The sequence below is a fragment of the Terriglobia bacterium genome, from assembly GCA_036496425.1.
Taxonomy (GTDB): Bacteria; Acidobacteriota; Terriglobia; order 20CM-2-55-15; family 20CM-2-55-15; genus 20CM-2-55-15.
Genome location: DASXLG010000198.1, coordinates 1 through 19,692 on the forward strand (window position 1 = coordinate 1; position 19,692 = coordinate 19,692).

Sequence of the window (19,692 nt, forward strand, 5' to 3'; positions counted from 1 at the left end):
CGCCGCTCTGCTGAATGATCCCGTAAGCCGTGGATAGCCCCAGCCCGGTGCCTTTCGACCTGTCTTTCGTTGTGAAGAACGGTTCGAAAATGTGAGACAGAGTCTCCGCGTCCATTCCACGCCCCGTATCCTGGACCGCAAGCATTACATAGTTGCCGCCTTCGAACTCTGCGCTGCTCCCAGGCGGTGTCGTAAGATTGATGTTTGCCGTTTCTATGCGAAGCGTGCCGCCACCCGTCATGGCGTCGAGCGCATTGACGACAAGATTCATCAGGACCTGTTCGATTTGTCCTTTATCGGCCTCGACGCTCCACAGGTCATCCGCAAGATCCCACTTCAGTTCGATGTTATCGCTGATGAGAGATCGAAGCATCTGGTCCATGTTCTTGACAACGCGGTTGAGATTGAGGATTTTCGGCTGCAGTACCTGTTTGCGTCCGAAGGCCAGGAGTTGTCGGGTGACCGATGCGGCTTTTTGCGCCGCATCATAGATCAACAGCAGGTCCGGCCGCATCGGATGGGTGTTACTGACGCGGCCGAGCAAGACCTCGCAGCGACCGCTGATGACCGTCAGAAGGTTGTTGAAATCGTGCGCTACGCCACCGGCCAGCCGTCCCACGGCTTCCATTTTGTACACCGCCTGGACTTCTTCTTCAAGGCGCCTGCGCGCGTCTTCAGAGCGGTTTCGTTCGGCAATTTCGTCGCGCAGGATGTCGTTGGCCCGGGCCAGCGCCGCCGTCCGGTTTTGTACCCGCAGTTCGAGTTCGTCATTGGAGCGGCGGAGCTCTTCTTCGAACCTCTTGCGCTCGGTGATGTCCCGGACGTGCAGGAGCATCGCCGGTTGGCCAAGATACTCAATGCGGCTGGTGCGGATCGAAACCGGAACAGACCGGCCGTCGACCGTGAAACTGAATCCTTCGAAGTCGGCCTTCGGCTGGGTGCTGAGCGTGATGATTTCGTTGCGCCGCTCGGGAGGGACTAATTCGGAGACGTTTTTCCCGATGATGTCTTCGCGCGTTATTCCGTGCAGCGCGGCCGCGGCCGGATTACAGTCGAGCACATTCCCGGCCATGTCCTCGATAAAGATGGCGTCGGGAGAACTCTCGAAAAACGTGCGAAAAAGCAGCTCGCGGTCCTGCGCCTTCATTCAGGGGCATTGTAGCAAACGGACGTTATTTCCTTTTTTCAAAGTGGCTGTCCCATTCATCCAGGCTGCGCGGCCAGTCTTCCTTCAACAGGCGGGAGAGTGCGCGGTCGGCGAGAAGGCGGCCTTCAGTCTGGCAGGTGGCGCAGTAGTTGCATTCGTTTTCTGCGTAGACGATGCGCTGGATGGGGGAGCCGCACACGGGGCACGGCTTTCCGTAGCGCCCGTGGACGGCCATTTCCGGCCGGAACGCCGTGACTTTGGCTGGAAATCCGTTGCCGGCCTCAAGCCTCAGTCTTTCGATCCATTCCGATAGTGTCGTTTGCACCGCACTGTGCAGCCGCGTGATTTCCTCGCCGCTCAATTTCTGTGTCAGCTTCATGGGCGAGAGGCGGGCGCGATGCAGGATTTCGTCGGAGTATGCATTGCCGATACCGGAGAACAGGCGCGGATCGGTCAGAGCCCGCTTCAATGTATGGTTCTCGCGAGTCAGCGGCTCCTGGAAAGCCTCGAGTGGGGAACCGAGCACCTCGAGAGCGCCGCGATTGAACGCATCGAGGTGCTTTTCGCCTTCGACGAGATAAAGCGACGCTCTTTTCTTCGATCCGGCCTCCGTCAGCAGAAGGGTACCGGAAGGGAAGTCGAATGACGCCAGTCCCAGTTTCCCAGGGATCTTCGCGCCGCGATCTTTCCATTGAAATCGCCCCGCGATCATGAGGTGAATCACAAGGAACAGATTTCCATCGAACTCCAGGACAATCTGTTTTCCCAGGCGGCGGATGCCCGCGACAGTCCTGTTGTGTAGAACGGAAATCGGCGGCGTGACAGACCTCACCACGAAGGGACTGGCCAGCCGGACGCCTTCCAGCGTCTGATGGAGTATTCGAGGCTTCAGGGCGTCGATATAAAGCAGCACATCCGGCAGTTCAGGCATAGACAGCGAGGTTCGCGCCGAAGGCTAAGATGTCGTGAGCCTGTCGAGGTAATCGGTTTCGTGGTTCTGCAGGAACCGGGGCCGGAGTACGCGATTCCACCACATTACGGCGCCGGTAATGAAAAGCAGCAGCGGTATCAGGCCGAGCACTGTCCAGAGGGCTTTGATCGGCCATCCGCCGAAGCGGCCGAAATGGAGCCGCGCCAGCCACTGCAGGACGGCATCCCCCGAGCGGGTTGCCGCGGGTCTGGACTCATCGATAGGTTGAAAGTGATCGACAACGTTTTGAAACGGATTCGGAAAAGCGAGATAGATTCCGGATACCGCCCACATGAAGACCAAAAGGAAAGTCCAGAAACCGGCGGCACTATGCAGATGCCAGTTGAACAATTTCCAGTTCGACTGCAAATCCACCGTCAGGCTGCGGCGCCAGCTCGCGATACCGGGCCACCAGATGATCATCCCCGTTACACACAGCAAGGCAAGTGCGATCGCGCCGATTCCATTTGCGCTCCGGCCTGTGTCGCCGTACAAAAGTTCATCATGCAACGATGCGAGCCATACAATGAAACGCACCATGGCCGGGTCCGGATACCCGAGGTACTTGCCGGTGTACGGATCGAAGATGCGGTGCAACGAACCCGGTACGCCGTCGCGCTCCAGCCAGATTTCGACCGCGAGTTTCGGATCCTTCTGCGGCCAGACGTGCGAAACCGAATACCCGGGAAAGAATCGCATCGCCGCTTGCTTCAACTGATCGTCGGTCATTCTCTCGCCGGCGATAGTCACAGGCGCCTGCGGATGGTTGAACATGTTGTGCAGTTCGATGCGGAATACAAGCAGGCTGCCGCTGACGCTGCTGACCAGAAGATAGATACCGACAGCTATACCGCTCCATAAATGAATCTGGAATAAAGCGCGCCGCGCCCATATATTTTGCGGACGGCTCCACAGCCTTCCGATAAGAGAAGGGGATTCGCTCACTGTGTACCTTGAACGTAGGGCTTCGGTTTGAGGAGAAGTTCCCGTCCGACGATGTAAAGCACGACGGTCAGGATCACGAGCGGAACGAGACCCAGGAGATCCGAGTAGCGTCCTTCAAAAAACGGATTATTCTTCGTCGCCCAGTCTTCGAAGCCGTTCAGCCTTACAGTGACGCCTTCACTGAGGTTCAGAAAGCTGTAAATGACACCGGCGAGCGTCGCGCCGGCGATATATCCGGAAGCAAGGAGCACACCCGGACTCTGGTCGGTCTTCGCGGCCATTTCCTCTTCGGTCAGCGCCAGATTCTCAGGTTTCTTGCGCAGATACCGGTCCACGCCCCAGCGGACCATGCCGCCGACGAAGATCGGCGTCGAGGTGGAGAGCGGCAGATACATGCCCACTGCAAATGCCAGCGAAGGTATCCCGCTCAATTCGAGGACAACCGACGTCATCACTCCCAGCAATACCAGTCCCCATGGCAGTTCGCCGCTCAGGATGCCCTTGATGATGTAAGACATCAGGGTCGCTTTGGGCGCCGTGAATTTGGGAACGCTTTGATTGCTGCCCGGAAGCTTGTCGTAGATTCCGTTGATGCCCGGATCGGCGAGATAAACCGGAACACCTTGATCGTTGACGAGGTAACGGCCGGAGGGACCATATTCCGGCGTGGTTTTATGAACCACGTAGTATGAATTACCGTCGGCCCTGGCTTGCGACCCTTTGACTGTGTCCCGCTTCGGCTGGTCCCCATTCTTCAGGTATTGGTCTGGATTGAAGTGGAAGCCTGCAGGAAACGTGAAGTCTCTGTTTTGTGAGACCGGCACGTAGACCGTGCCGGATTGATTCATTGCAAGCAGGATCGGTCCCAGCACCACGGCGGAGGCAAGCGCTCCGACCAGGATGGCGATCTGCTGGAATTTCGGTGTCGAGCCGACCAGGAATCCTGTTTTCAAGTCCTGCGATGTCGTTCCGCCGTTCGAGGCCGCGATGCAGACGATGCCGCCGATCGAGAGCGCCGTAACGAAATAGGGGGGCGCGGTCCAGCCGATGATCAGGAACACCAGACATGTCAGCAGCAGCGTCGCGACCGTCATGCCGGAAATGGGATTCGATGAAGAACCGATTTCCCCGGTCAGCCGCGACGATACAGTCACAAACAGGAACCCGAAAGCCACGATGAGCAGGGCGCCGACCAGGTTGCCGCGCAGATTGAGTTGCGGCGCAATCATGATGGCGAGCAGCAGCGCGATGATGCCGCCTAGAACGAACTTCATCGAAAGATCGTGGTCCGTGCGCGGCGCGCCGGCCGCCGCAGCCGATCTTGTCCGTCTGAGATCCGCGAGCCCGCCCATGAGTCCGCTCCAGATCACCGGCAGCGAGCGGATCAGGCTGATAATTCCGCCGGCAGCCACGGCGCCGGCTCCGATGTAGAGCACGTAGGCTTTCTGGATCTGCGAAACTGACATGTCTTTGATCAGGTGCGCGGTTTCCGGCGCCAGCGGTATGTTCCAGCCGCTGCCGAAGAATTTGATGGCCGGAATCAGTACGAGATACGACAGCACGCCGCCGGCGGTCATGATGCAGGAAATGCGCGGACCGATGATGTATCCGACGCCGAGGAGGGCCGGGTTGTTTTCGATCGAAATCGACGCCGCCTCGAAGGGTTTGCCGAAAACCTTCGTCGGGTATTCCTTCCAGGTCTTCCAGATTTCCTGGATGCCGTAATACAGGAATCCGATACCGAAGCCAGCCATGATGGTCTTTCCGCCCGTTGTCGCTTCGTCGATAATTCCTGTGTGCCGTGCGCCTTCAGCCGCTGCCGCCCGCGACTCGGCGGAAGCGCCGGCCTTCAGAACTTCGGCGCAGGCCGTGCCTTCGGGATATTTCAAAACCCCATGCTGCGCCACTATCAGGGCGCGCCGCAAAGGAATCATCATCAGAATTCCAAGCAGGCCGCCTAGAATCGCGACCAGCATCACGCGCGTCAATTCGAGATCGAAACCGAGGATGAGGATGGCCGGCATCGTCACGCCGATGCCGAACGCAATGGATTCGCCTGCGGAACCCGCGGTCTGAACGATGTTATTTTCTAAAATGGTCGCATCGCGGAGGCCGAGTTTGGAAAGAACACGGAATATCGTGATCGAGATGACGGCGACCGGGATCGAGGCGCTGACCGTGAGCCCCACCTTCAGGACAAGATAGAGCGACGAAGCGCCGAAGACCACTCCGAGAATCGTTCCCATGATCAGAGGCAGAATACCCAGTTCCCGCAAATGCGCTTCTGCGGGAATGAACGGCCTGAACCCTGCAAGGTGAGCGTTTTCATTGACAATGCCCACCCGGTCCAGGTTTTCCTTTCCGACCGGTATTCCGTTTATTCCACCGACATCAGATGACATCAAACGCTTCCTTTTTGCCTTTTAACGTGAATCGTAACAGTTATTCTATAAAAATTGGCTACATCTCATACGAGGAGAAGATGCAATGCAATATACACGCCTTGGGAATACGGGATTAGTGGTTTCGCGCCTGGCGTTCGGGGCCATGACTTTCGGCTCGGGCAAGGGCACGATGTTCGAAGCTATATCTAAGGTCGACCAGCCTCTGGCGAGTGAGCTTGTGGCGAAGGCGCTCGATGCGGGTATCAATCATTTCAATACGGCGGATGTCTATACGGCAGGCCAGTCGGAAGAGTTTCTCGGTAAAGCCCTCGGCGCCCGCCGCAAAGACGTCGTGATCTCCACGAAAGTGGGCTTTCGAAGCGGCGACGCCCTGGTTCATCAGGGGTTGTCGCGCCATCATATTCTCGAGTCCGCCGAAGGCAGCCTGAAGCGGTTGAATACGGATTACATTGATGTGTACCTCGTGCATCGGCTTGATCCTTACACCCCGGTCGAGGAGACGGTGGATGCGCTCGATAGCCTCGTGAGATCCGGCAAGGTCCGGTATGTCGGTTTCTCCAATTGGAATGCCTGGATCGCGGGAAAAGGGCTCGGGATCCAACGTCAACACGGCTGGGCGGAGTTCAAGGCAGCGGAACTGTATTACTCGCTCGTCGGCCGCGATCTGGAACACGAACTGGCTGCGTTTGTTCAGGATTCCGGGATCGGCGTTTTTGTATGGAGTCCGCTTGCGGGCGGCTTTCTCAGCGGGAAATACACCAGGGAGAATCCGAAGGGCGACGGCGGCCGGCTGACGGCTTTCGACATGCTTCCGTACGACAAGGAGAAGGGCTACCAGATTGTCGATCGCCTGCGGTCCATCGGCAAGGCTCACAACTCCAGTCCGGCGCAGGTGGCGCTGGCCTGGGTTCTCGGCAAGCCGTTCGTGAGTTCGATCCTGCTTGGAGCGAACAAGTTCTCGCAACTGGAGGAGAACCTCGGCGCCGCGGATCTGAGGATTGCGAAGGAAGATCTGGCGGCGCTCGATGAGATGACGGCTCCCGCGCAGGTCTATCCGAACTTCTTCAGCGCGCGCGTCGTGGATGAGCCGTTGCGTCAGGCCCTCAGCCGGACCTCGCATGGTTGACGTCATCGGTTATGACGCACGGGTGAGTCGGGTTAGCCGCAGATTAGGCGGATGACGCAGATTTTTGTTTGCAAGTCAGCAGCGGCATCTGCGGCATCTGCGGCATCTGCGGCATCTGCGGCTGGAAATTCTCCACCTTCACTGCTCCCACCATGGCCCAAACGTATTGATCATCATGACACCCAGCACGTGCGGCGCCGACTGTTCGCCTTCGGATAACTGCACGTTCCTCACGATCCATTCGCCGATCAGATCCGCCATGTCCGTCGCCCCCGCCGCTCTCGATGTGACGAAGTTGATGAATTCGGCCAGCCGTTGAACCGCATCCACGTCCCATTCCTGGAGGCTGAGGAGAACCTCGGCCGTCAGTTGCTTCTGTTCTTCGGCGTCATAGCGCTTGGGCATCATCAGAAGTGCGGTTCCCGAACCGGCGACGGCGAGAAGAGAATCCCACTCATCCACCGAAACCGACGCCAGCGCCGGGTATTGAGCCATAAACCCGTCCCGCGAATTCGCGGCAAAGATCCGCGAGCCGGTCAGCAGCTTTCTGGCACTGTCCTTTTCCCTCTCCGTCACAAACCCTCCCGAGTAATGTTGACTTAAATGTCTCACGCAACTACGATTCCCGGAAACACCTTGGAGGATTACGATGATCAAGGCACGAAACGGTCGAACTGGAATGGCGGCGCTGGTTGTTTTAAGCATGTTGATTGCCGCATCGGATCTGCTGGCGCAGTTCCAGCCTCCAGGATCGCTCGCCGCGCTGGCGCCTGCGAACATCGCCAAGCCGCGGCCGAAGCCTCCCTTCGATCTGACGGGGGCCTGGCTGCACAACGGAAACGCCCGGACCGGGGGTGAAACCGAACGCTTCGATCCTCCCGCAGGCTTCAAGCTCACGCCGCTGGCTCAAAAGGATTTCGATGGCGCGGCTCTGGCGACGAAAGAAGGCAAGCTCTACAAAAACGACATCGGCCTGTGCTGGCCGGCCGGCATGCCGATCATGATGACGCGCGTTTGGCCGGTCGCCATGATCCAGCTGCCGACGGCCATCTATATGATCAGTGAGCTGATGAACAGCATGCGCGTGGTCTACCTCGACGGACGGCAGCACACCGATCCCGACATCGCCGTGCGCAGCTTCAACGGCGAATCCATCGGACACTGGGAAGGCGACACGCTCGTTGTCGATACGACCAACTTCGTGCCGGACCATCATTGGCTTCACGACAAGCTCGGAATTCCGGCCAGCGATGAGCTTCACATTGTCGAACGTTACAAAATGATCAAAGGCGGAAAGACGCTTGAAATTGAATTCACGTTGAGCGATCCGAAGATGTGGGTCGGCGACTGGAAAATGACGAAACATTGGGACCGAGCCGATGATCGCGACATCGCAGAAGTCGAGTGCCTGCCCGATCTGAACGAGCACATGCCGACCGTGCACTCGTCCGACAACATCCGTTAGGGAATTACAAAATACAGGAGGCAGAGAAATGAAGAGTTTGCGGATTGGAATCCTACTGGTGATCGCCACTTGCTGCGTCGCCGCCTCGGCCTATGCGCACCATTCCGCCGCCGGAATCGATCAGACCAAAACCGTATCGCTGGAAGGGCTCGTCAAGGAGTTCAAGTGGGCGAATCCCCATTCCTGGATTGAACTCGAGGTCAAAAATGCCAAGGGCGATAACGAAATCTGGAACCTCGAAATGAATCCGCCGACCTATCTGGTTCGCGCCGGCTGGAAGTCCACGACGATCAAACCCGGCGATAAGATCAAATTCAGCGCGCATCCTTTCAAGAATGGAGATCCGGGCGGAATCTTCATGTCGGTTACTCTGCCGGACGGCCGCACTCTCACGCAAAACGCTCCGCGTGGCAACGCTCCACCGGCTCCTGCCTACGAGCAGAAGTAAATAAAGGGGAACACAGGAGCCAGCCGGCTCTTGTGTTCCCCTCAGATACGGAGCAACTTCAGCGCTTCTGATCCCAGTTGGTCCTGCCTTCGTCCCGGCCCGCGACGGAGTAGAGGACCTGCGCATTGCGCGTCTTCTGGAAATCTTCCAGTGACTGACCCCGCATTGCGGCATAGATGTGCAGGTTCGATGTTCCAACGACAGCGCCAAGTTTTTCGAGCATGAAAAAGATGACGCCGTAATGGATCATCTCCCGCCACTCGCGGTTTCGCACCATCGCGCGCTCTTTTTCCGCCAGTCCGGCCTCTTCGAACGTGGCTTCCGGATCCGCAAGAAACTTGCGGCGGTGTTCAGGAATGATCAGGTCGTGGAGAAAACGATTGAGCCGGTAGGCGCGAACGCTGGTCTCGAGCGTGAACGGGTAGGTTCCTTCGATCGTTTCAACGCCTTTCGTTTCGTGGTGGATCCGTTCGAGGTATGCCGAAGGCGTCTCGTCGAGCACGTCGCTGTTGTCTTCCTCGTAGATCGCCGTGCCGATCGCCGTCATCGAAGGCAGGTAATATGATTGATGGAGCTTGCGGACTTTAGGTCCCATCGCGCCGCGCATCACCAGCCACATGATGATTTCGCCGCCTTCCCACCCGCCGAGACGCGCGTATTCGGCCGCGGTAATGTTGGTGAGGCTCTCGGGATCCTTTTCGAGCAGGTCCATGAACTTCATGTCCCATTCGGTATTGTTGAAGCCGGCGCGCTCACCGTGTACCTGATGCGACAGCCCGCCGGTCGCCACGATTGCGACCTTCAGATTCTCCGGATACGTCAAGATCGCTTTCCGCAACGACTTGCCGAGTTTGTAACAGCGGCGCGCCGTTGGAGTCGGCGTCAGCAGCACACCGATCTGAAGCGGAACGATGGCGCCCGGCCACTCCGGCTCGTGGGGCCAGAGCACCGATAACGGCGAGAAGCAGCCATGATCGAGCCCCTTGCCCTGAAAGAACGACAAATCGAATTCATCGGCCACAAGCCCGGATGCGATGTGCGCGGCGAGCTTCGGATGGCCTTTTACCGGAGGAAGTCTTCGGGCTCCCCCGCCTTCGTCCGCGACCGGATACGAATCCCCGACGCCGAGAGCGAAGTGGGAGTAGTGGTCGAAGAAAAACGACGTCATGTGGTCGTTGAATATGAAGAAGAGAACATCCGGCTTCTTCGCGGCAAGCCACTGCCGTACAGGCTCGTAACCTTCGAAGATCGGCGCCCAATTCGGATCCGACTGTTTTTTTGTGTCGAGTGCAAACCCAATGGTTGGCGTGTGTGAACTGGCGACTGCGCCGACAATCGTGGCCATAAATAACTCCTTGGCGGACAATCATACTACCCCGATTGACACACTCTCCGGGCACCTTGTAAAGTCTCAGGTTTGCACTCATTGAAGGATTTATCATTGTTGAGGAAAAGATGAAGATACATGAGTACCAGGCGAAGCAGATTCTCGCCCGATACAACGTGCGGATTCCCCGCGGAGAAGTTGCCTATACAAAGGAAGAAGCGCGGGAAATTGCCGAGCGTATCGGTGGAACGGTCGTTGTAAAGGCCCAGATTCATGCCGGCGGCCGCGGCAAGGGTGGCGGCGTAAAGGTTGTGAAATCCGCGGATGAAGCGGTTGAAGTCGCCGGCCGCATGATCGGAATGAACCTGGTCACGGCGCAGACGGGCCCGGAAGGCCGCCGCGTTCAGAAGGTCCTGATCGAAGAGGGCCTGGACATCCGGAAGGAACTCTATCTCGGCATCGTGATCGACCGGCAGACCGGGAAGCCCGTCTTCATGGCGTCCGCATCCGGCGGCATGGACATCGAAGAAGTTGCGGCAAAGACCCCTGAGCTCATCTTGCGCGAGTACATCGAGCCCGGCCTCGGGTTGCAGGCATTCCAGGCCCGCCGGCTGGCATTCGGCCTCGGTATGGCGCCGGAGCTGATCAACGACGCCGTCCAGTTCATGATCGCGCTTTACAAGGCGTTTGAAGACACGGACGCATCGCTTGCCGAAATCAATCCCTTCCTGGTGACCGGTGACAACAAGGTCTATGCGCTCGATGCGAAAATGAATTTCGATGACAACGCCCTCTATCGTCACAAGGACATCAAAGAGCTCCGCGATCTGAATGAAGAAGATCCGCTTGAAATCGAGGCCAGCAAATTCGGCCTGAACTACATCAAGCTCGACGGCACAGTTGCGTGCATGGTGAATGGCGCCGGTCTCGCGATGGGCACCATGGACATCATCAAACTGGCCGGCGGCAGCCCCGCCAACTTCCTCGATGTCGGAGGCGGCGCCTCGGCCGAACAAGTGAAGAATGCCTTCCGGATTCTTCTGTCCGACAAGAATGTGAAGGCCGTCCTGATTAATATCTTCGGCGGTATCATGCGCTGCGATGTCGTCGCGGCGGGCGTGGTCGACGCGGCCAAGGCCATCGGAGTCAAAGTGCCCATCGTGGTTCGGCTCGAAGGAACCAATGTCGAACAGGGTCAGGAGATTCTCCGGACCTCCGGTTTGAATTTTATTGTTGCGGATGGAATGAAGGACGCGGCTGAAAAGGTCGTGGCGGCTACAAGAAAATGAGTGTACTGGTAGATAAAAACACGCGGTTGATTGTGCAGGGTTTTACCGGGCGCGAGGGAACGTTCCATGCGCTTCAGGCGATCAAATACGGCACCCAGGTTGTGGGCGGCGTCACCCCCGGCAAAGGCGGAACGAAACATGAAGGCCTCGACGTTTTCAACACCGTCGAGGAAGCACGCCGCAAGACCGGCGCGAATGCTTCCGTCATTTTCGTGCCTCCGCCGTTCGCAGCGGACGCGATCATGGAAGCGGCGGCAGCCGGAATCGAACTCGTGGTGTGCATCACCGAAGGCATTCCGACCTTCGACATGATTCGCGCCAGCACCTTCCTCACAGGAAAGAAGACGCGCCTCATCGGACCGAACTGTCCGGGAATCATTTCGCCGGGCAAGTGCAAGATTGGAATTATGCCGGGTCATATCCATCTCGAAGGTCCCGTCGGTGTCGTCTCACGCAGTGGGACCTTGACCTATGAGGCGGTCGGACAACTGACGAAGCGGAAAATCGGCCAATCGACCTGCATCGGCATCGGCGGCGATCCCATCATCGGAACCAACTTCATCGATGCGATCAAGCTCTTCAATGAAGATCCGGAAACCAAGGGGATCGTGATGATCGGTGAAATCGGCGGGAACGCCGAGGAAGACGCCGCCGCTTATATCAAAGCAAATGTCAAGAAGCCGGTGGTCGGCTTCATCTGCGGCCAGACGGCGCCTCCGGGCCGCCGGATGGGCCATGCCGGCGCCATCGTGGCGGGCGGCAAGGGCACCGCGAAGGAGAAAATGGCGGCCATGGAAGCCGCGGGAATTCGCGTCGTCAAAAGTCCGGCGGATATCGGCGACGCGATGCAGGCGAGTCTTAAATAATTTAACTATGCAGAAAACATTTACGATCTTGAAACCAGATACCGTCAAGGCCGGAAAAGCCGGCGCCGTCATCAGCGAACTCGAAAAGGCGGGCTTCCGCGTCCGCGCCGTGAAAATGCTTCAGCTCAGCGAAGCCCAGGCCAAGGGGTTCTATCACGTCCACAAAGAGAGGCCGTTTTTCGGCAGCCTCGTGAAATTCATGACGGAAGGGCCGATTGTCGCGATGGTGCTCGAGGCGGACAACGCCATCGAGAAGCTGCGCAAGGTGATGGGCGCGACCGATCCCGGTAAAGCCGAATCCGGTACCATTCGCAAACAATTCGGCACGGATATTGAGCGGAACGCCATCCACGGCTCCGACGGCCCGGACACGGCGGCTTTCGAGATCGGCTACTTTTTCAATCAACTGGAAATCGTTTAGGATCACCTATAATGATGCCATGGAGCAATTAGGCCGGTTGCTCGTGGTGACGGGCGGCGTGCTGGCGCTGCTGGGGGTGGCTTTTATGCTCGGTCCGCGGCTGCCGTTCCGGCTCGGGCGTCTTCCACTCGATATCCACTATCAGCGTGACAATTTTTCATTTTATTTTCCGCTGGGCACGTCGATTCTCGTCAGCGTGGTGCTCAGTTTGATTTTCGGTTTGTTGCATCGCAGGTAAGGAGGAATCATGATCGGCAGAATTCAGGAAATACTCGGGCCGGATGCCCAGGGGCTGCTTTCGCATCAATGCAAAACCATATCGAAAGACAAACTGCATCTGCCGGGACCGGATTTCATCGACCGCATCTTCGTGGGCTCGGACCGGCCCACGCGAGTGCTCGTCAGCCTGCAACAGCTCTTCGGTTCCGGGCGGCTGGCCAATACCGGCTATGTGTCCATCCTTCCAGTCGACCAGGGTATTGAACACTCCGCGGGCGCATCGTTTGCGCCGAATCCCATCTACTTCGATTCGGAAAACATTGTGAAGCTTGCGATCGAAGGCGGCTGCAATGCCGTTGCTTCGACGCTGGGTGTTCTCGGTTCAGTGGCGCGCAAGTATGCCCACAGGATTCCGTTCCTCCTGAAGTTCAATCACAACGAATTTCTGTCGTATCCGAACAGCTACGACCAGATCCTGTTTGCCAACATCAAGCAGGCCTTCGATATGGGCTGCACCGGAGTCGGCGCCACGATTTATTTTGGTTCGGAAGAATCGAAGCGGCAGCTGCAGGAAGTCACGGAGATGTTCAACCAGGCGCACGATCTCGGCATGTACACGGTGCTGTGGTGCTACCTCCGGAATCCGGCTTTCAAGACAAAAGAGAAGGATTATCACGTCTCTGCGGATCTCACCGGCCAGGCCAATCACCTTGGAGTGACGATCCAGGCCGACATCATCAAACAGAAGATGCCGGAAAATAATGGCGGATTCACTGCACTGAACTTCGGCAAAACGGACAAAAGAGTCTATTCGGAATTGACGACGGATCACCCGATCGACCTCACGAGATACCAGGTCGCGAACTGCTACATGGGCCGTGCAGGCCTGATTAACTCTGGCGGCGCGGCATCAGGCGAAAGCGACATGAAGGAGGCCGTCAAAACGGCGGTCATCAATAAGCGCGCGGGCGGCACCGGATTGATCTCGGGGCGCAAAGCGTTCCAACGGCCGATGCAGGAAGGCGTGGGCTTGTTGAATGCGATCCAGGATGTGTACCTCACTAAAGAAATCACCGTAGCCTAGATCCCATTTGTAGCTGATGTTTTTCCCCCGGCCAGGAGCCATATCTTCTCCAGGTCGTCAATCGCCCAGCCGATATCTGTGCCTGTTTTCTCCGCGAGTGTAGTGATCTTCGTCAGCAGTTCGCCCGGGATTAGTTCTAGCGGTTGCTCGCGTTCGATAATTCTGGCCGTGCCGTCCACATGACGAATCATCTTTCGTTGTTTGGGAGCGAGAACGGCAACACCATTCGAATACGTATCCGGGTCCAGGAGCATCATGCCTTCGTTTGCGGTGATCGTCAGGCTGCTTCCGTGCCATTGTGCTTTTCCGCACCACATCGAGTGAACCATCCGCTGGACCAGGACCGGCGCATCGGGAGACTCGGAACATAGCCGGCGTAGTGTGTGAACGAGCGGGTCCGGGCCGATAACGTTCAATACGGCGTGCGTGGGTCCGCGAACGGCGACAAAGTGTGTCTTCTCGCGAATTTTTAATTCTTCGTAAGCCGAGCGCACGTTCGCTTCGGGAGTTGATCGGTACACAATAAATCCAGGCGGAACAGGCAGTCCGCCGTCCTCCGGCAGCCACTTGAGCGGTTGATCCATGACGGGGATAGACTATACTCCCGAAATGCGAAACACCGAATTCCAGAGAAAGATCTATTCGGTTTCCGAACTCAGTTCCGAGATCCGGGACTTGTTGGAACGGCGCTTCACCGATGTCTGGGTCGAGGGCGAACTTTCCAACTGCAAGACGTCCACGGCAGGTCACCTTTACTTCACGCTGAAAGACGACCGCGCTCAATTACCTGCAGTCTGTTTCCGTAATGCTGCACGATTGCTGCGGTTCCGCCCTGAAAACGGGAAGCTCTTTCGTGCGCGCGGCCGCGTCAGCACTTATGAGGGGCGTGGTGACTACCAATTGATTGTTGAAGTGCTGGAGCCGGCGGGGCTCGGCGCGTTGCAGCTCGCTTTCGAGCAGCTCAAGGAGAAGCTCGGGAATGAAGGGCTGTTCAAGCCCGAACGGAAGCGTCCGCTTCCCGCGTTTCCACGTAAGCTCGGCATCGTCACGTCGCCCAAGAGCGCGGCGCTGCGGGACATTCTCGCAGTATTGAAGCGCCGGCATAACGCGGTCGACGTTCTGATTTTTCCCGCCGAAGTGCAGGGAGACGGTGCTTCGATTCAGGTCATGGAAGGAATCGACTACCTGAGCCGGTCGACGGATGTGGACATCATCATCGTGGCCCGCGGCGGAGGATCTATGGAAGACCTCTGGCCCTTCAACGAAGAGCGCATCGCCCGTGCGATCGTCCGATCCCGGAAGCCGGTGATTTCGGCTGTGGGGCACGAAGTGGATTTCACGATTTGCGACTTTGTTGCCGATCTCCGCGCTCCCACACCGAGCGCGGCGGCTGAGATCGTGATCAAGTCGAAGGCGGAGATTGTGGAGCGCGTCCGGCAACTGGAAGGCAAGCTGGAATCGATTGTGAAGTATCGCTTGAGCAGGCTGCGAAACTTTCTCGCTTCCAAGGTGGGAAGCCGCGGCTTTGTGGTCGCTGAGACTCGGATCCGGCGCTTGTCGCAGCGTGTCGATGATCTTGCGTTTCGTCTGGAACAGGCTGGGCGTCCCGGCTCATTTCTGCACGCCCGTGCCCACCGTGTCGAGCTCTCGGAGCAGCGGCTGTCGGCGGCGATCCATCAGCGATTGAAGAAATGGCGCCAGGCATTCGCCGGTGCTGCGCACACGCTGGATGCCCTGAGTCCGCTTGCCGTGCTGGAGCGCGGCTATGCGATCTGCTTAACGCCGGACAGCCGCGTTGTGCGATCTGCGGAATCGGTGGAGATCAACTCGGAAATCGAAGTACGGCTCCACGAAGGCCGGTTGTCCGCGAAGGTAACGGATAAATCAAACCTGTAGCCGCACCTACAGCGCCGAGATCAATACTTTTCCCATCGGGCCCTTGGCGAGCTTTTCAAAAGCTGCCGGCAGCTTCTCGAACGGAAAAATCTCATCAACCAGGGGGCGGGCTTCGGTCTTGTTGAGCAAGTCAACGCACGCCGTCCATGCGTGCCGGCTCTCTTCGTTCGTGTAGGCGCCGACTGCAACGCCACCAATACGCAGCCGCCGGAAAAACAGACTGGCCGTATTGAATTGCGGTACTTCACCCGCCAGCCGTCCGACAACGCTGATTCTCCCGTGATCACCAAGTGTGGCGACCAGTTGTTGGAACAGCGTGCCGCCAACGCTGTCGACCGCGAGATCGACCTTGCGCTTGCCAAGGAAATCGGCGAGCTTCTTCCGCCATTGAGCGTCGGCCGGGTCGAGCGCCAGCTGCATTCCCATGGACTCGAGCGTCGCCCGCTTCTCCACGCCACGGGAGAGGCCTATGACCGTATGTCCCATCGCAATTCCAAGCTGAGCGCTGGCCACACCGACGCCGCCGGAAGCGCCGCTGATCAGCACCACCGCCTGCTTCGGCAGGTTTTCCCACATCGTCAGAGCCTGGAACGCCGTTACGTAGACAAGTGGTGCGCATCCGGCCTGGACGTCGGTCCAGCCTTCCGGAATTTCGATCACGGATTCGGCCGGAACGGCGACGAGTTCTGCGAACGTTCCCCACCTCGTCACACCCGTTTCGCCGCGCAGGATCGCGCGCGTCGCACCCATGGGATGGTCTTTCACTCCATCCGTGATACCTGCAACAGTACCGGTCCCATCGCGGCCCAGGATGTGCGGCAACGATGGTTTGGCCGGATATTGTCCTTCCGCAAGGTAGCGGTCGGCAGGATTCAGCGCCGCATACCGAACCCGGAGCAGGACCTCGCCCGGAGCGGGAACCGGATCGGCAACTTCGGTGAGCTGCATCTTGTTAATGCCTTCAAAGCGGTCGATAATCCATGCTCGCATTTAAATGATTGTCGCACACCGTTGGAGGAAACTGTCATGTTAGGAACAACGAAGTACATCACATTGGAAGCTGCGAAAGCGATGATGGCCGCCGGAGAAGCGGAAGCACGCAAAAGCGGCTGGAACGTCGCCATCACGATCGTCGACGCGAACGGCGCTCTCATCATGTTTCAGAAACTCGACGACACGCAGAACGGAAGCATTGCGGTCTCGCAGGGCAAGGCCCGCGCTGCGGCGCTCTTCAAGCGGCCGTCAAGAGTGCTCGAGGAGATGATCACAGGAGGAAAGACCGCATTTCTCTCGGTGGAAGGCATTGTGCCGCTGCAGGGCGCTGTACCGGTCATTGCGGATGGAAAGGTGATTGGAGCGGTCGGTGTAAGCGGCGTGACGTCGGCGCAGGACGAGCAGGTTGCGATGGCCGCCGTGGGAGTGCTGTAGCGCCGGCTTCGCACACAAAACACGATTTCAATATGGTGTGTGAACGACCCCCTGCCGGAGCTTCGCGTCGGCTGTCCCCCTGTATCAGGGGGACAGTCGACCCCCTTGGTCAATACAGCTTGGCGAAGCGCTGACTTTGTAATCAAGCAAGGTTACGATTCGTCTTCAGCCGCTGGTCGACGAGCGTCACGATCTCGTTCAGTGTCTCCAACTGCAGCCCCTGCTGCCGGGCGATCCGCCTAACGAGGCAATCGACGCGCTCGATGTGCGCCGCGCCTCCAAAAAGAGCGCGCGCGGCCGAAGACGGTTTGCCGAGGCCTTCGGCTGCCTTGGCGTACTTTTCGAACGGCACCATGTCGGAGTCGTCCGCGCCCAGGCCGTTACAGAGCTTCCAGACCCAGTTGTAGACTTCCCTCGACCTGTCTATTTCCGAGTGCACCGCGTCTTTGATGGAGACCATGTCCTCCGCGCGAATGCACCGATAGTTGCCGGCCATCAGCATCGGCCATTTTGCCAGCGGAACGAAAATCGAATCGTGCACCTTGAGCTTCACCGGAATCTCGATCGGGCCATTGGCCCCATCGCCCCCATCGCCCGGATCGAACTTCGCCGCTTCGATATCCGCTTCGAGATTGCGCAGCATCTGCGTCGGCGCTTCTCCATCGAATCGTGCGGCTTTGAAGTTCGTCGGCAGGCCGACCTGCAGAATGTTCTTCGGCTGATCCGGCGGACGAAATGCCTGGGGATCAGGGCTGGCAAGAGTCGTCAATGCCGGATCGAAACCATCCCACACGGCCGGGTCCGCGTAGCATTCCACCAGCGAATCCGTCGAGAGTCCGGGGATCCGCTTGAGGTACGGCAACGGCGGCATGTTCATGATCGCCAGGCAGGGCACACGCGCCTGTGCGATACGGCCCATCAATTCCTTGACTCCCGGTGATCCGTACTGCGCTTCCTGCATTCCCAGTACGACGAGATCGAACTTGGACGGATCGATATCGTCTGGAGTTTTAGCGGAAAGCGTTCCCGGCAGTTTCTTCGACCGGATATCGAGCAGCGACTCGCGGCCCTTGATCGGGAACCGCACCACCGTACCTTCGCGATTGATCAGGTCGGCCGTGGGTTTAGTGCAAACCAGGGACACCTGGTGTCCCGCCATCAACAATTTTGTGCCGAACAAGGAGCCATAAGAGGCTCCCAGGATGAGTACGTTATATTTCACTAGATCGCACCCTGCGCGCGCGCCGCGCTGATCTCGTCGTCGTTCATCTCGAGGACGGACTTGAGCACTTCGTCGGTATGCTCGCCCAGCAGGGGAGAGCGCCGCACGTCCGAAGGCGAATCCGACAGCTTGATCGGGTTGCCGACCGTCAGATACTTTCCGCGTTTGGGATGATCCACCTCAACCACGGTGCCCGTCGCCCGCAGCGATTTCTCTTCCGCCAATTCCTTCATCGAGAGCACGGGTCCGCAGGGCACGTTCAGCGGATTGAGGGTGTCCATGACCTCCATTTTGGCCATCGTCATCGTCCACTTTTCAATTTCGGAGAAGACAAAATCGAGTTTCGGAAGACGCGCTTCCGGGGTGTTGAATTCCGGATCCTCGAGCCAATCGGCATGGCCGATGACTTTCGCGAGAGCAGGGAAGGCCTGAGCCTGCGTGATCACATAGATGTAAGCGTCGGGATCGCTCTCCCAGCCTTTACACTTCACAATCCAGCCCGGATGACCGCCCCCCGAAGCATTGCCGGCGCGCGGCACGGCCGCGCCGAACGTGCCGTTGGGGTACTGCGGGTATTCCTTCAATGGACCGGCGGCGAGCCGCTGCTGGTCGCGCAATTTGACGCGGCAGAGATTGAGCACGGCGTCCTGCATGGCAACGGTAACGCGCTGGCCTTTTCCACTCTTCTCGCGATGGAGTAAAGCGGCGAGAATGCCGGTCGCCAGATGGATACCGGTTCCCGAATCGCCGATCTGCGCGCCGGTCACCAGCGGAACGCGGTCGATTTCACCGGTGGTCGAGGCCGATCCGCCCGTACACTGGGCCACGTTTTCGTAGACCTTGCAGTCTTCGTAGGGACCCGGACCGAACCCTTTCACGGAGGCATAAATCATCCGCGGATTGATCTGCTGGATCTTCTCCCAGGGAAAACCCATGCGGTCGATGGCGCCGGGAGCGTAGTTTTCGACCATGACGTCGCATTTCTCGATCAGCCTGGTGAAGATCTTTTTGCCCGCTTCCGTCTTTGGATTCAAAGTGATGCCACGCTTGTTGGCGTTCAACATCGTGAAATAGAGACTGTCGACGCCGGGCTTGTCGCGCAACTGTCCGCGCGTCGGATCGCCTTCGCCGGGCCTTTCGACTTTGATCACATCCGCGCCGAACCAGGCAAGAATCTGGGTGCACGTCGGTCCCGACTGCACGTGGGTCATATCCAGGATCCGAACACCTTCCAAAGCTTTTCCCATGGTCACCTTTCTACTTCTCGATAAAGGCATCGGCGCCGTTAGCTCGCGCTGCGCCTTATGTCAAAGACGCGACAATTCTAACCTTTATGGGAGCTTTTTGAGAACAGTGCGCTCCGTCGCGCGGTTGCGATTGTCCGTTATCGTCCGCGTCAGGGAGTCGACGGCTCGCAGTTCCGTCCATCCGTGG

At 58.2% G+C, this 19,692-nt stretch carries 20 protein-coding genes; 10 read left to right on the forward strand and 10 right to left on the reverse strand.

The window, feature by feature from the left end; all coding sequences use genetic code 11:
• The 4 genes from VGK48_13955 to VGK48_13970 all read right to left on the reverse strand — a co-directional run.
• Nucleotides 1–1,147, reverse strand: a 1,147-nt coding sequence (locus VGK48_13955) for a PAS domain S-box protein (protein ID HEY2382277.1), incomplete at its 3' end; no start/stop codon positions are given.
• Nucleotides 1,148–1,172: 25 nt separating this feature from the next.
• Nucleotides 1,173–2,078, reverse strand: coding sequence for a DNA-formamidopyrimidine glycosylase family protein (locus VGK48_13960; protein ID HEY2382278.1), 906 nt, complete (start codon nucleotides 2,076–2,078; stop codon nucleotides 1,173–1,175).
• 24 nt (nucleotides 2,079–2,102) lie between these two features.
• Nucleotides 2,103–3,062, reverse strand: a complete 960-nt coding sequence (locus VGK48_13965) for a PepSY-associated TM helix domain-containing protein (protein ID HEY2382279.1) — start codon at nucleotides 3,060–3,062, stop codon at nucleotides 2,103–2,105.
• On the reverse strand, nucleotides 3,059–5,464 hold the full coding sequence (locus VGK48_13970) for an oligopeptide transporter, OPT family (GenBank protein HEY2382280.1): 2,406 nt from the start codon (nucleotides 5,462–5,464) through the stop codon (nucleotides 3,059–3,061). The genes VGK48_13965 and VGK48_13970 overlap by 4 nt, the downstream gene beginning before the upstream one ends.
• 85 nt (nucleotides 5,465–5,549) lie before the next feature.
• Between VGK48_13970 and VGK48_13975 the strand changes: the two genes are divergently transcribed.
• Entirely contained in the window at nucleotides 5,550–6,593 is a 1,044-nt protein-coding gene (locus tag VGK48_13975; GenBank protein ID HEY2382281.1) for an aldo/keto reductase, read from the forward strand.
• Nucleotides 6,594–6,731: 138 nt separating this feature from the next.
• Here VGK48_13975 and VGK48_13980 read toward each other — a convergent pair whose 3' ends face one another.
• Entirely contained in the window at nucleotides 6,732–7,169 is a 438-nt protein-coding gene (locus tag VGK48_13980) for a hypothetical protein (protein HEY2382282.1), read from the reverse strand.
• A gap of 73 nt (nucleotides 7,170–7,242) precedes the next feature.
• Between VGK48_13980 and VGK48_13985 the strand changes: the two genes are divergently transcribed.
• Together VGK48_13985 and VGK48_13990 are read left to right on the forward strand one after the other, a co-directional pair.
• Nucleotides 7,243–8,058 (forward strand): hypothetical protein, encoded by an 816-nt coding sequence (locus tag VGK48_13985; GenBank protein ID HEY2382283.1) that lies wholly within the window; start codon nucleotides 7,243–7,245, stop codon nucleotides 8,056–8,058.
• 28 nt (nucleotides 8,059–8,086) lie between these two features.
• Nucleotides 8,087–8,506, forward strand: a complete 420-nt coding sequence (locus tag VGK48_13990; protein HEY2382284.1) for a DUF6152 family protein — start codon at nucleotides 8,087–8,089, stop codon at nucleotides 8,504–8,506.
• A gap of 58 nt (nucleotides 8,507–8,564) precedes the next feature.
• Here VGK48_13990 and VGK48_13995 read toward each other — a convergent pair whose 3' ends face one another.
• Nucleotides 8,565–9,851 carry a gallate dioxygenase gene (locus tag VGK48_13995; GenBank protein HEY2382285.1) on the reverse strand — a complete coding sequence of 429 codons (1,287 nt, stop codon included), beginning with the start codon at nucleotides 9,849–9,851 and terminating at the stop codon, nucleotides 8,565–8,567.
• Between the two features lie 110 nt (nucleotides 9,852–9,961).
• On the opposite strand from VGK48_13995, the gene sucC reads away from it, so the two are divergent.
• Genes sucC through VGK48_14020 form a run of 5 tightly spaced genes read left to right on the forward strand, consistent with a single transcriptional unit; the run spans nucleotide 9,962 to nucleotide 13,712 of the window.
• Nucleotides 9,962–11,122 carry an ADP-forming succinate--CoA ligase subunit beta gene (gene sucC, locus VGK48_14000; GenBank protein HEY2382286.1) on the forward strand — a complete coding sequence of 387 codons (1,161 nt, stop codon included), beginning with the start codon at nucleotides 9,962–9,964 and terminating at the stop codon, nucleotides 11,120–11,122.
• Nucleotides 11,119–11,988, forward strand: a complete 870-nt coding sequence (sucD, locus tag VGK48_14005) for a succinate--CoA ligase subunit alpha (protein HEY2382287.1) — start codon at nucleotides 11,119–11,121, stop codon at nucleotides 11,986–11,988. Before sucC ends, sucD begins: the two co-directional genes overlap by 4 nt.
• A 7-nt stretch (nucleotides 11,989–11,995) precedes the next feature.
• A complete protein-coding gene (gene ndk, locus VGK48_14010) occupies nucleotides 11,996–12,409 on the forward strand; it encodes a nucleoside-diphosphate kinase (GenBank protein ID HEY2382288.1) in 414 nt (137 codons plus the stop codon).
• Between the two features lie 19 nt (nucleotides 12,410–12,428).
• Complete coding sequence (locus VGK48_14015; GenBank protein HEY2382289.1) at nucleotides 12,429–12,647, forward strand: DUF2905 domain-containing protein; 219 nt, start codon at nucleotides 12,429–12,431, stop codon at nucleotides 12,645–12,647.
• A 9-nt stretch (nucleotides 12,648–12,656) separates the two neighbouring features.
• Nucleotides 12,657–13,712, forward strand: coding sequence for a class I fructose-bisphosphate aldolase (locus VGK48_14020; protein ID HEY2382290.1), 1,056 nt, complete (start codon nucleotides 12,657–12,659; stop codon nucleotides 13,710–13,712).
• On the opposite strand, the gene VGK48_14025 is transcribed toward VGK48_14020, so the two are convergent.
• Entirely contained in the window at nucleotides 13,709–14,296 is a 588-nt protein-coding gene (locus VGK48_14025; protein ID HEY2382291.1) for a hypothetical protein, read from the reverse strand. The genes VGK48_14020 and VGK48_14025 overlap by 4 nt on opposite strands.
• 25 nt (nucleotides 14,297–14,321) lie before the next feature.
• Here VGK48_14025 and xseA point away from each other — a divergent pair, with 25 nt between their 5' ends.
• A complete protein-coding gene (gene xseA / locus VGK48_14030) occupies nucleotides 14,322–15,608 on the forward strand; it encodes an exodeoxyribonuclease VII large subunit (GenBank protein HEY2382292.1) in 1,287 nt (428 codons plus the stop codon).
• Between the two features lie 6 nt (nucleotides 15,609–15,614).
• Here the strand turns inward: xseA and VGK48_14035 are convergent, their stop codons facing one another.
• A complete protein-coding gene (locus tag VGK48_14035) occupies nucleotides 15,615–16,598 on the reverse strand; it encodes a zinc-binding alcohol dehydrogenase family protein (GenBank protein ID HEY2382293.1) in 984 nt (327 codons plus the stop codon).
• 36 nt (nucleotides 16,599–16,634) lie between these two features.
• On the opposite strand from VGK48_14035, the gene VGK48_14040 reads away from it, so the two are divergent.
• Complete coding sequence (locus VGK48_14040; protein HEY2382294.1) at nucleotides 16,635–17,036, forward strand: heme-binding protein; 402 nt, start codon at nucleotides 16,635–16,637, stop codon at nucleotides 17,034–17,036.
• Nucleotides 17,037–17,178: 142 nt separating this feature from the next.
• On the opposite strand, the gene VGK48_14045 is transcribed toward VGK48_14040, so the two are convergent.
• Both VGK48_14045 and frc read right to left on the reverse strand, forming a co-directional pair.
• A complete protein-coding gene (locus VGK48_14045) occupies nucleotides 17,179–18,258 on the reverse strand; it encodes a hypothetical protein (GenBank protein ID HEY2382295.1) in 1,080 nt (359 codons plus the stop codon).
• Nucleotides 18,258–19,505, reverse strand: coding sequence for a formyl-CoA transferase (frc, locus tag VGK48_14050; protein ID HEY2382296.1), 1,248 nt, complete (start codon nucleotides 19,503–19,505; stop codon nucleotides 18,258–18,260). Before frc ends, VGK48_14045 begins: the two co-directional genes overlap by 1 nt.
• Between the last annotated feature and the right edge of the window lie 187 nt (nucleotides 19,506–19,692).